At 61.1% G+C, this 11,522-nt stretch carries 12 protein-coding genes; 1 reads left to right on the top strand and 11 read right to left on the bottom strand.

All coding sequences use genetic code 11. The features are described 5' to 3' along the window. Nucleotides 1-127, top strand: a 127-nt coding sequence (locus AVHM3334_RS14850) for an integrase core domain-containing protein (RefSeq protein ID WP_284413497.1), incomplete at its 5' end; no start/stop codon positions are given. On the opposite strand, the gene AVHM3334_RS14845 is transcribed toward AVHM3334_RS14850, so the two are convergent. The 11 genes from AVHM3334_RS14845 to AVHM3334_RS14795 form a co-directional block, all read right to left on the bottom strand. After that, a complete protein-coding gene (locus AVHM3334_RS14845; RefSeq protein ID WP_284413482.1) occupies nucleotides 124-381 on the bottom strand; it encodes a hypothetical protein in 258 nt (85 codons plus the stop codon). The two genes, AVHM3334_RS14850 and AVHM3334_RS14845, sit on opposite strands and share 4 nt — an antisense overlap. 294 nt (nucleotides 382-675) lie before the next feature. Beyond that, complete coding sequence (locus AVHM3334_RS14840; RefSeq protein ID WP_284413481.1) at nucleotides 676-1,017, bottom strand: hypothetical protein; 342 nt, start codon at nucleotides 1,015-1,017, stop codon at nucleotides 676-678. Continuing rightward, nucleotides 1,014-1,976, bottom strand: a complete 963-nt coding sequence (locus AVHM3334_RS14835; RefSeq protein WP_284413479.1) for a phosphoadenosine phosphosulfate reductase domain-containing protein — start codon at nucleotides 1,974-1,976, stop codon at nucleotides 1,014-1,016. Before AVHM3334_RS14835 ends, AVHM3334_RS14840 begins: the two co-directional genes overlap by 4 nt. Beyond that, nucleotides 1,973-3,373 (bottom strand): integrating conjugative element protein, encoded by a 1,401-nt coding sequence (locus AVHM3334_RS14830; protein ID WP_284413477.1) that lies wholly within the window; start codon nucleotides 3,371-3,373, stop codon nucleotides 1,973-1,975. Before AVHM3334_RS14830 ends, AVHM3334_RS14835 begins: the two co-directional genes overlap by 4 nt. Before the next feature lie 10 nt (nucleotides 3,374-3,383). Next, the gene (locus AVHM3334_RS14825; RefSeq protein ID WP_284413495.1) at nucleotides 3,384-4,316 is read right to left on the bottom strand and encodes a TIGR03756 family integrating conjugative element protein; all 933 of its coding nucleotides are present in this window, start codon (nucleotides 4,314-4,316) and stop codon (nucleotides 3,384-3,386) included. Further along, on the bottom strand, nucleotides 4,316-4,450 hold the full coding sequence (locus AVHM3334_RS14820) for a DUF1525 domain-containing protein (protein WP_502869916.1): 135 nt from the start codon (nucleotides 4,448-4,450) through the stop codon (nucleotides 4,316-4,318). Before AVHM3334_RS14820 ends, AVHM3334_RS14825 begins: the two co-directional genes overlap by 1 nt. Beyond that, nucleotides 4,420-4,806: a DUF1525 domain-containing protein gene (locus AVHM3334_RS14815; protein ID WP_284413476.1), complete on the bottom strand. Its 387-nt coding sequence runs from the start codon at nucleotides 4,804-4,806 to the stop codon at nucleotides 4,420-4,422. Before AVHM3334_RS14815 ends, AVHM3334_RS14820 begins: the two co-directional genes overlap by 31 nt. Nucleotides 4,807-5,003: 197 nt before the next feature. Next, nucleotides 5,004-5,507 carry a RadC family protein gene (gene radC / locus AVHM3334_RS14810; protein ID WP_284413474.1) on the bottom strand — a complete coding sequence of 168 codons (504 nt, stop codon included), beginning with the start codon at nucleotides 5,505-5,507 and terminating at the stop codon, nucleotides 5,004-5,006. A 377-nt stretch (nucleotides 5,508-5,884) separates the two neighbouring features. Then, on the bottom strand, nucleotides 5,885-6,829 hold the full coding sequence (locus tag AVHM3334_RS14805) for an HNH endonuclease family protein (protein WP_284413472.1): 945 nt from the start codon (nucleotides 6,827-6,829) through the stop codon (nucleotides 5,885-5,887). Then, entirely contained in the window at nucleotides 6,829-9,135 is a 2,307-nt protein-coding gene (locus AVHM3334_RS14800) for an AAA family ATPase (RefSeq protein WP_284413470.1), read from the bottom strand. The genes AVHM3334_RS14805 and AVHM3334_RS14800 overlap by 1 nt, the downstream gene beginning before the upstream one ends. A 101-nt stretch (nucleotides 9,136-9,236) precedes the next feature. Then, nucleotides 9,237-11,288, bottom strand: coding sequence for a patatin-like phospholipase domain-containing protein (locus AVHM3334_RS14795; RefSeq protein WP_284413468.1), 2,052 nt, complete (start codon nucleotides 11,286-11,288; stop codon nucleotides 9,237-9,239). Nucleotides 11,289-11,522 lie beyond the last annotated feature (234 nt).

Here is an 11,522-nt window from a genome sequence, read left to right as displayed (position 1 = left end):
GGAACGCACAGCATGGTTGCCTGCGTTCCTGAGCTACTACAACGCCAGGAGGCCCCACTCGGCCTTGGGCTACAGACCTCCAGCTTCCCGACTTGCCGGGTATAACCTATTGCAACTCGACAGCTAGACGACCCACCCTTTCTGAATGGCATTGCTGTAAGTACGGAGAAACCCCTGGCCCTTCAGAGTCTTTCGGTAGTTGTTGAGCAGCACCGCTTCGGCTTCACGGGCCACGTCAGCGCCTGCAGCGATGACTTTGCCTTCATCGTCAATGATGGATAGGCGGGCGCGCTTGCCATCCGCATCTACCAGCAAGCCCTCATGTGAGGTAGCGTGCATCGCTACGCCGAGCAATCCGCCGGTTCGCTGGTTGCCGATCATCTCGCAAATCCTTCTTCCCGTTGAAGTCCTGCGACCGCTTGATGCGCTTGATGCGCAGCAAGTGCTGGAAGGATGCTTCCCTGGTTCGCATGGCGCTCGTAGGCGAACGCAGTCATGCTTGAGCGCATTGCGAGACTGAGCAGTGCGTCCATGCAGTTGCCTGCGATAGTGCTGAGTGGGCGGCGATGAACTGCCACGTGGAACTCTTGGTGCGTGTATGTCGCAAGTCGAACGCATTCGTCGGCGGGGTGCCATCAGAAATGCAGTGGCGCATAGCCCCGTATTCCTCGTTTCTCAGAGGTTGCTCGCTTCGAGGAGAAGAACAGCTAGCATTGTTGCGACTTCAACTCGGCGAATGCGCGCAAGCTCGTCGCTGTTTTTCCCGTTTTGGTGATGGCATATACGAAGGCGCCGCCAACCCCAGGCGGTCGCTCCATACAGAACCAACCGCCAGGCGAAAAAGTAGCCGGCGTGGGCTGTTAGCCATTGGCTCCAGGCTTCGATGCCGCCCAGCATTCGGATGCCCACTAGGTTCGCAGCCACGGCGATGCCCATGACCAGCGCCATCCACAAGAACGCGATGCCCAGCCGGCGGTTGAGCAGCCAGGCGAAGCGGCGTCCGCGCCTTCCTGTCACGAAGTGTTCCTTTCGCACAACGCCAGATCGGACGTGCATCCGCCACCAGACGGGTCATCGAAGAACAATGCGTACTGCCGTCCGCCCCGTGCGGTGCGGCACCACTGCACCAGCCGGCGGATGCCCGAGTACCGGCCGGGCCGATCCGCATCGGTCGGGTCCTTCATGGCTGGGAAGAACGTCGCTGCGTGGCGCTTGTTCGCCGCGGCCACGACACGCTCCCAGCGTTCGATGCGATCAATGTGCTCCGGGAAGCGCTCGGCGATCGAGCGCAGCTCGGCCTTGCCGCAATGGATGCAGGGCATGCAGCCGACACGGCCCATGCCCATGGCATACAGCGGATTAGGCGCCAGCCCATGGTCGGCGTGCTTTCTCCACACGTCCTGCACCGTCCAATCGAAGATGGGGCGCCAAAGGAAGCAGCCGGACTCGTGCCGGTTCCAGCGCGGCTGCTGCGCCCGGTACTGGCTCTCGTCGGCACGGATGCCCAGCCACTGCAGCACCGGGCCTTGGCGCAGCATTGGAGTCACCACCTGCTCGGTGATCGGAAATTCCTTGAGCTCGGACGTGCAGAACTGGGCCATCCGCGACGGGAACCGCCCCTTCGTGATGCACAGATCCAGGTATGGGTTGCCCGTGGGCTCGTGCAGTTGCGCGGCCTCGCGCACCAGCGCATCGGGAATGCCCATGCGCGGCCAGTGCTCCAGCACATAGGTGCGGTGCTTGGCCATGCGCGCACGAAAATCCGCCTTCACCCATTCCACCCGCGGCCCGCCGGTGCGCTCATGCAGACGCTGCACGTACTCGTACGTCAGTTCGTGCTCGTTGCCCGTGTCCGCAAACACCGCCCGAAACGGGCGGCCGGACTCGATCGCCATCAGGTACACCGCGGTTGAGTCCTTGCCGCCGGAGACGTTGACCAGGTACTGCACACGCAGGCTGCGTCCCGCGGCGGTCACGGCGTGTTCCTCGGTTTCTGGATCTCCTGCACGCGGTCACGCGTCGGATCGCCCTGGTAGATGCCGCGCGAGCCGGCCGCACGGGTGCTGTGGCGCTGGATCAGCGTCATCGGCGAATTACCGGCCAGCTCGCGGCGCAGCTCCAGCTCGGTCTTGAGGTTCTGGATCTCTTGTTCCAAGGCGCCGCTCTCCTGATCCACAGCCTTGGTCGCAAGTTCGTTCGCGGCGACGTTGGGTTCCTTGCGGCCGGTGAGCAGCGTGCGCTGCAGCAGCAAGGCCTTCTCCATCACGCTCGCCAGCGCCACTTCCGAGGCTAGGCGCTTGCCCAGCAAGTCCTGGTCGGGCTCGTCGCGCAGCGCTTCGATCACGCCGCGCGTGACCGGTAGCGATGCGCTTCCCGCCGCATCCAGGTTGGCGGCTGTGGTTGGCTTGGTGCCGCTCACCAGTTCCTGCAGCGCCTTGAGCTTGGTTTCGTACTCCTCCTGGATGAGTGGGGTCAGGCCCACGCCGGGCGTGGTCGCGGTCTTGTTGCAGGCCTGGCAGGTGCGCTGCTCGCGCTCGCCCAGCACGCGGGTCGCCCAGGTCGCGGCGGCCTGGGGCGAGGTCCAGGTCTGGCAGGTCAGACGGCCGTTGCAGTCGTTCGCGTTGATCGAGGAGGTGTCGGTGACCCCGCGGCCGTTGAGCAGGTTGTAGCCGGCTCGCGTCACGTCGCCCACGACCTTGACGGCCGCCTGGCCCGAGCCGCCCGCGCTGCCGCCGCCCACCCAGGGCACGCCGCTGTTGCCCTTGTTCGCCTCGGCCCGTTCGATGGCCGACACCGCATCGGTGCTGGACACGGCCTGCTTGAGTGCCATGCCCTCGGAGAGCTGGTCCCACCCGGTCTGCCCGCCGGCGATGTCCGCCATGCGGTTGGCGATCGCGCGGCAGGTCATCTTCGACCGGTCGAAGTCCAGGCGTGCCTGCAGGATGCCGTTGGTCAGCAGGTTGTACAGGCCCGGATCAGCGCGCTGGATGATCAGCGCCGGCAGCGACGCCACCGCGCTGGTGGCGTTCTGGATCACGTTGCTCATGATCGACTGGAAGCCGTTGGTGACGCCGTTGAGCTGGTTCTGCAGCGTCGTGGTGATGCTCATGTCGCCGCACACCAGGTTGCTGTTCCAGGCCGCACCCACGCCGATGCTCTGCATGTTGCCGACCGGTCCCATGGACACTGCGCGGCCACCGCCGATGCTGTACAGCACGTCGCTGCCGAGCACGTTGCCGCTGGCATGGATACCGTCGGAATCCATGCGCGTCTGCGCCCACGCCGCGCTGGCGGCCAGCGTCAGCGCCGCCAGGCCTGCGGGCCCGAACCGGCGCACGGCAGAAAGGTGCCAATGGGAAAAACGGTGTTTCATCGGCGTGCCCTCAGAAGAAATCCACGCTGCCCAGGAACACCTGGCCGCGCCGCTGACAGCAGCTGTAGGGGCGCCACAGCGCCCAGGCGTAGTCGCCTCGCTGCGCCTGCACGTGGGTGTTTCTGTTCGGAAACACCGCGCAGCCGCTGGACAGGGTCGGGGTCAGTTCCTGCCACCTTCCGGTGGCGGCGTAGCTCTCCACCAGCGCGCCGGCCGGCCAGTAGCCCGCATGCGGGTTGGCGAGCAGTGGCTGGTAGACGTGGGGCTGGCCTTTGCGCGTGACGACATCGCCCGCCCGTTGCGCGACCACCGCGCCGGCCAGATGGTCATCGCTCTGGTGCAGGAAGCCGCCGCGGGGATAGACGTTGCCCCAGAGGTCGGCCGTCGACCGCGAGCCGATCTCGCGCATGCCAGGGGTCAGGGCCTCGGGATAGGCCATCTCCGGCACGTTGTAGCGCCAGGCCAGCGTGTCGAAGGTGCTGAGCAAATAAGGGACGAACGGCGTCCCTGCGCCTTCGCAGGTGTAGCCGAACTGGCTGGCGAACTCGCTGAAGGCCGCGCCGGCGGGGTGCCCGATGACGTCCGCGTTCTTGAACTTGGCCAGGTTGTTTTCGTGGTCTTCATTGGTCGTGCCATCGCCGCCGGCCTGCGCGGTCGGATTGGGCAGGCTCATGGTCCGCACTTCCACCCAGGGGTTTTCCCCCGTGTTGCTGTAGCTAGACACGACTGCGTCGGGGATGTAGTGCTGCACTTTGATCGAAGTGCGCACGGTGCAGCCGCTCCAGGTGCAGTACAGCCAGTAGCACACGCCCACCACGCGGTAGGCCAGGCAATCCGGCGACAGCGCTGAGGCCACGATGGTGGCCGTGTTGAGCGCGAAGGAGGAGCCCGTGCTCGCGAGCAACGCTCCCACGACCACGGCCCGAAAGCGTCGCGAGCGCATCATGGCCGGCCTCTCCGGTAGGCCGCGATGCTCGCCAGTGCCAGGGAGACATTAGGTTCGCCGTAGACCACATAGCGGCCATCGACCATGACCGCCGGCAGCTTCACGATGCCAGCGTTGTAGGCATCCGCCACGCCCTGATAGGCCTGCGCGATCTGTGCCGGCGCGGCAGCGCCTGGCGGGGCGTGCTTACTGAGAAGTCAGTAACTTGGGGAACATTGATCGCCTCGAAAACCGCATGAATGCTGGCTTTCTTGTCTTGGCGTGCTCGGCAAGTTACCGTCTTATGAGTAAGGCGCCGGCGCATGATGGCCTCGGCCCGCGCGGGGTCATTCGGCAAGCCGGCGCCCAGCGTTGCTACCAGGCGCGCAGGCGCATCGAGTTCGGTGACTGTGACGCCCGCGGGAGCGGTGACGGGATGGGTGCTGTCGGTGAAGACCCGGACTTCGGCGCAGACCGTCGATGCCAATAGCAGAAGGACGAGCAGCATCGCCACTGGCGGTGCACGGCGGCGCAAGTGCTGGGGCAACGAGAAATCAGGGAACGGCACGTGTCGACTCCGGATGCGGTTGGGTGTCCCCAATTCGAACCGAAGCCCGGATGGCAAGCCATCGACAAACGGAAGCACCTCGACTCCGCGTTGTTGGTGGGTCGAAAAAGGCGGGCGCCCGGTGGGGCGCCCGTGGGTCAAAGAAGGCCGGCTTCGGCGAAAGAGTAGGGATCGCCTTTGCCAACGATTACATGGTCAAGGATGCGAACGTCTACCAGCTCTAGTGCTGCACGCAGCCGGTCGGTGATTATCCGGTCGGCTTCACTGCGGGATGTGCATCCAGAAGGATGGTTGTGAGCGAGGATCACGGCAGCAGCATTCAACTCGATTGCACGCTTGACGATGGTGCGTGGATAGATCACAGCTTGATCGATGGAGCCTTGGGCAAGTGCTTCGAAGGCGATGACGCGGTGCTTGGTGTCAAGGAACACGGCTGCGAAAACTTCATGAGTCTCGCTGCCCAGCTTGAGCCGAAGGAAATCGAACACTGCCTTCGGACTGTCGATGCAGGCGCCGCGTTGGAAGAGCCGATGCTCCACCAGAGCGATGGCTTGATGGATGAAACGTCGCTCTGGGTCAGAGAAGACAGGCGAGCGGGTGGAGGAATGGGTTGGATCGAGGCGGGCAAACTGCGTGGACATGGAACCTCCGATTGCTGAAGGAGGTTCGCGGCCCCACAGGGGACGGAATCCCCCGGGGGTTGAAGATCATAGGCATCCGCCGGCACGGATGTGCTGGCCGTTCGCGGTGAGTGGATGCGATGCGCACTGGAGCGATCAGCGTGGATAGACCACGCCGCAGCCTTGAAGATCGGGCTGCCTGGGGAAGCCGATGGAGAACCATCGACTGCCTGCATATGCGAATGATGGCTTCTTCCCGTAGAGGTTTCCATCAGGAACCCGCTACGCCGCGGCATGTATTGATTCGCTCGATGAATCGCAATGTTCAGAGCTGTTGCGGAAATCTCTTTTCTTGCGTGGATTCCATGTGCGTCTTTTCATGGCGACTTTGGCGGTCGCTAAAGACGTGCCACGAATTCATCGATCCAGCTGCGTACCATTTCCGAGTATGGCGCGGTGGGGTGTGCCATCTGGCGCATCTCACCGAACATCCGGTCCTGCATCAACTGCAGGCGCTGTGGAATGTCCTGGGTCGGTAACAACGTGAGCGCTGTTGCCACAGGTTCTGTCTTCAAGTCTTCAATGATGTTGCCTAGTTCTATGGCCAGATTGCCCATGAACTCGAGTTGGCGCAGCACCCTGGTGCGATCCTGGACCAGGCCCAAGCGGTTGAGTCCGTAAATCTGGATGGAGGTTGCACCGCGTACGCTTGGACGCCCTGGACGACCTGCCAATACAAGACCCAGCGGTGACTTGCGATCGATATGAAAATGCAGATGGTCCCTGGGTTCGTCTTGGGCAGGATTCAAGAGGAGTGGTATTTCGGTGCCTGGAAAATCCTTCTCTGATTGGGCGTGTGTGCTTCCCGGCATTAGCGGAAAACTGTCCTTCTTCCCGGACTGTGTCGAGGCCATGGGGGGGCTGCCGAGCCCCCCGTTGGCATACAACTGCGCCAAGCTGGTGGAGCCGGAAACGATGCGCTGCTTGCGTCTTCGATTGCAATCGATGCAGCTCGGGAGCAAGTTTTCCCAGCTCATCCCCAGCCACCAGTAGCCGGGGTGTTTAGGATCCTCGCTCACCGCGCCTTTGGGCCGGTAGTGCTCGATGTCCACGGGGGATGATGCCGGGTAGAAGGTTTCGCAGTAGGCGCACTTCCCGTGGAAGAGCAATGCGAGCTGCTTCTTGACCTCCTCATGCTTATAGACGGCGAACTTGAAGGTCCCTTTTTTGGAAGATTTATTGGTCTGATGATCTCGCGCCCGGTCTTTCTCGGTCTTTCCTTTGTTGTCTTTGGCGGTCAGGCAAGCTGGTGCACTGACTGTGCCCCTGTCCACTTTGCGCATCACTGCACTCCCTGTAGTGCCTGCACGATGCGTGCTTTGACGTGCTCTCTCAATCGAGCCCCTTGCTCCTTCGGGATGCTGGACCGTTGCTGCAAGTACTCGGCGACTGCCTCTTGCACGATGCGCTGGGCCTCGGAGGTTCCAATCGGCATGGCTGAAGCGATATCCCTGTTGAATTCATCGACAGCCTTGCGCTGTTCGTCCGTCAAGCCGTTGGGTGCCATGGCGAGTAGATCGGCAATGTGCGCGAGCTGGCTTTCCATCTGAGGATCGTCAGTGGAATGGAGTTGGAAGAGATCGGAGGTAAGCAGCTGTTCCACCCGGAGTTCGGAAATGGAAGGGAGTTGGGTCTGTGCCTCGACGCGCATGGACAGCCCCGCGTAGGTCAATCCGTGTTCCAAGGTGGCCCGTCGCAGTACGACCACTTCGCCATCATTCATGCCGCGAAGGCACAGCGGATCATGGGTGGTTGCGATGAACGTCACGTTGGGCAGTGCCCTTCGGAGTCCGCGCATGATGTTCATTTTCCATCGCGGATGCAGGTGGGCCTCGACCTCGTCGATCAGTACCACGCCTGTGGCTGACTCTAGGCTGTCGAAATCCTTATGAATCTTGGAATTCATGAGTCCGCGCATCACGTCGCATGCCATCGCTAGCACGGAGCGAAAGCCCGAGGAAGCCACGTTGAGGGGACTTTTGACCAATGGCAGGCCATCGACAGTGGTAGCGGTCACGACGAAGCATTGCTTTCGTTCCTGGTCACGTTCAATGACGTCGAATTCCCCTTCGATCGAGAGGATGTCGCGTAGCGCTCTGACCACCATTGCGAACCGCTCCTTGCTCAGCTCCAGAAGCCATTGTTCCGGATTGGGAAGCACACTGGCATCGAAGAGATTGCGAATGAATGCGGCGGGTGAACTTTTACGACTCTGCCGGTGCTGGTACTGCCGGAATGCCCCATAGGCGAAGACGGGAACAATATCTGGAGTCCCAGGCGCCTGATCGACCATCCTCTCGTGCTGAATGTGCAGTATCCGAGTGGAATCGTCCGAAAGGCGAATGGTCACTTTCGCAAAATTGATCGATTGTGAATCCAGTGCGCCGAGCAGGTAGGGTGAGAGAATAAAGTTGCGAGCCGTCAGTCCGAGCGCGTTGCGTGCAGCAGGTGTTGCCAGTGTCAGTGCAATGGCTTCCAGGATGGAACTCTTTCCGGCAGCGTTCTCGCCCAGAATCAGGGCTGACGGGCTGCGTGGGGCGTCTCGGTCCGAGCGAACATCTTCCGAATCTTGAAGCTTGAAGTGGATGCCTTCGATGGCTTTGAAGTTCTCGATGCTGATTTCGGAAACCGTCGCTTTGCTGGGTCGGTGCCAGCTCTCCGGAGTATCCGTTGGATTCGGCGGTTCCTCTTCGCTGAGTTCAGACCAGCAGCGGGTGAGGCGATCGTAGGCATCCCTAGTGCCCTTGAGCGCTCGAAAAACGCGCTCAATGCGGCTCATCGCCAAAACTGGGCGCGTACCCCTTTTCGCGCCGAGTGAGGCCGCCAGCCGGCGCAATAGCAGATACCAAGTTCCCCCGAACTCCAGCTTCTGGAAAAAGAAAACGTGGCTTGGTATGTCAGCGTAAGGCGATGAGAGCTGTTCCCGGAGTTCTTCGAAGTATCTAGTGTGCTGACGGCGCCTTTGTTCGACAAGTTCAAGCGAATTCAGATGAAAGTGTTCGATTGTGAAGGTCCCTCGTCGCGTGAGGCCCCAGAGCGCACCATCCCTTCCTACCCAAAGGTGGGTGTGGAAATTTCGATCCGTGCAGGGATCTAGGAGCAACGGCTTCTCCCTGGGAGGGTAGTCCGTCGCGGGCCACAACCCACTGTTGTTGCCAGCGAACTGTTCAAACAATGTGGGGCGCGGAATCTCTGCCCGCTTGCCAAGCACCGGGAAATAGTTTGTTTCCCTGGGCCTGCAAGACGAGCAGATGGCGTAGAAGTTCTGCCAAGCCAAGGCCAGCCAGCTGTAGTACAAGTGAGCCTGTTCGCTGCGCTCGTAGGGCAGGGCTTCTTCGGGCGGTCTGAAGTGATATGTCGCGGTCTCGCGCTCCGCTTCGCAGAATGCACAGCGACCGTGGAAAAGTCTTGCGAGCGCGATCTTGAGGCTGGGATGTTCAAAGTTCAATTCGGAGCGATAGATCTTCGACTGACTGCGCTTTTCCTCGGTGTCTGCCATGAATCTGGCGAGCGTCTCGCGCTGCAGTGTGGCCGCACTTCCCCTCAGTACTTCGGGTGTTGGCTCTGTCTCTCTTTCGATGTGCTGCATGTTTTCTCCTCCGTGTGCTTTTCTTTTGCGTCCATTTGGTGCGGATGGTGCCAACGCGACTGCAATTTGTTATGCGGAGATGTTCCAAGCCCGAGGCGTCACTAGATCCTTGGTGAGATCTTCAACTGGGCCAAAGGCTTTGGCGCGACATCCTGCATCGACGGTTTGTGCCCGGCACCGAGCGCGCCCAACACTTGCAGTTCGTTCAGATAGTCCTCTGCAAGTTGGCGCTCATCGGCTTTATAGGAGGCGATCGTGTCCACGACGGTGTGCCACACACCGCTCTGCAGTGCAGGGCCGATGGCTTCGCTGGCGGGCTGGAGCGTGCCAAGCAGGGTTGTCAATCGTGCCTCCTGGTGTCGCCGCCATCCTTCTGCTTGTTGGGCTCCAGATGGGTGGAAGCTGTCGATCAATCGGTCTGCGGCCATGGCTCCGGCGTTTCCAAGTGCCTCGATGGTGTCGCTGGGCATGTCCAGATTCAGCCCGCCTTCTCCCTCCCGTTGGCTGATCTGGACAATGCGTTCGCGAAACCCCGGATAGGGAAACATGATCTCGTCGCGCCAACTCTGCATGGTGTTGACGATGCTGCTGAAGAAGCCGATCAGCCCACTCAGTGGCGCGGTGTCGTCGGCAGGCTGCCAGTAGCGCTGCATTCCGCCACGTCGGTCTTCTGGCAGATAGACGCGGCCACCGGCGTTGTCAGCAGTCTCTGGGGTGCTGATCTGGTGGTCCGGATGCTCCGCTTTCAGATTGACTGCGAAAGTGGGGTGGCCCGGCAGTAGCGAGTCGAACATGTGCAGTGGCATGTTGCTGCCGATGCCACCGTCGGAGAACCAGACCCGCTTGGCCAGAAGCGGGCGGCCTTCTCGTTTGCGCTGCGCATTGTCCTTGAGGCTCCAGTCGATCGCATGCAGTGGCACCGCAGACAGAAGGAGTGGGAAGCTCAGGCTCATTCGGATCGCTACCACCACCGGCAGGCCGGCACTCCTTGGCAGAGGGCGCAGCGTCGTGCCGCTGGCGCTCTGCACCTCCAGCGATTTCGCTTGGCTATCTTCTTCGTTTTCGCTGCTGTGGGAATGGGCCTGGTTCAAGGCATCCATCACCGACTTCGGAAACAGCAGACTCCACTCTTCGGGGTCGTAATAGAACGATGGAGTACCGTCCCGAAACGGAATGGAGTAGACCATCTGCTGGGAAATCGCAGTGGTCATGACTTCCAGATTGATGGCTCGCGGCTGGGTGGGGTCGGCATGTCCCCACAGCTGTCCGAAGGTGAGCGGGGGGGCATCAGGGGACAGGCCTGCCAGCGCATTGAGGTAGTTCGTCAGCCAGTTGGTCAAACCTTCTTGATGATTTGTCGAGGCGGCATCATCAGGCGTTCGGCCACTGCATAGACCGTAGTGATTGCCGTGCAGTCCTCGCAAGAGACTACGAGCGAAAAATCCGACAATCGCGGCGCAGACGGCGGCTTGGTACAGCAATGTCACCGCAATCGTTCCCACCGTGTATGCACCCAGGCGAAAGGCGGAGCCGTGTGCTGTTGCTAACGCCAGCGCCGTAAACACCAGAAGCGGAAGTGCTGCAGCCCAGAGTAGGGCACGGACTGTCTTTCCCCGGACAAAACTGCGGACTGACAGCGCAGTCATTCCGGTGATGAGCAGCATCAGCCCAAGGGAAGCCGCAACGCGCTTCCACTCGTCGACGATAGGGAGGAGTGCGTCAATGAACGGGTACAGCAGCGGGCTACCCAACAGGATTCCGATTACCACGGAGGTCTTGTACATGTGGATGAGACCGCCAAGAACCGCCTGCACAGCTTCACGCGGATCTTTGTTCAACATACCCACCAGCACGGCGAAATGTCGTCGAACGCTTGCAGCGGGTTGGAAGAGGGTGAAGAGCTTGGAGCGACGATCGGCTGTGATCTTCTCGCTCAGCAGTTCGGGCAGTTTCGTCAGCGTGTCGAAGGCTTGGGGATTGCCATGGTGCACGCCGTACTGGGCAGCTGCGCATGCGCTTGCAGCGATGGCACCTGCGGAAGTGCCGCCGATATTTTTGAACTGGTATTTCGATGCAAGCCGGGCAATCAGCTTTGGATAGATCACCCCGCTGGTGATCCCGCCTTTCATCACAAGGTCGCAGTACTCCACCATGACGCTCCCCCCATGTGTGTTGTGCCAATCCGTATACCAAGGCTCGCCGAATCCGGCTTCGCTTTGCGAGGCACTACTTTTGACCAATAGTGTTGCACCCTGTAGTGCTTTGCCAGATCGAGACTAACCCTGCTGCAGGCAGCTAAGGGGAGAATGATCGGCACACTCGATCCCCCGTATGGCACAGCATTGAAAGGCTCTCTTACAGACGTCAATTGAGGATAGCTTGACCGA

It is taken from the genome of Acidovorax sp. SUPP3334, assembly GCF_030159055.1.
Lineage (GTDB): Bacteria > Pseudomonadota > Gammaproteobacteria > Burkholderiales > Burkholderiaceae_C > Paracidovorax.
The sequence above is the reverse complement of the archived record's forward strand: the minus strand, read 5'-3'. Positions and strand labels throughout refer to the sequence as shown.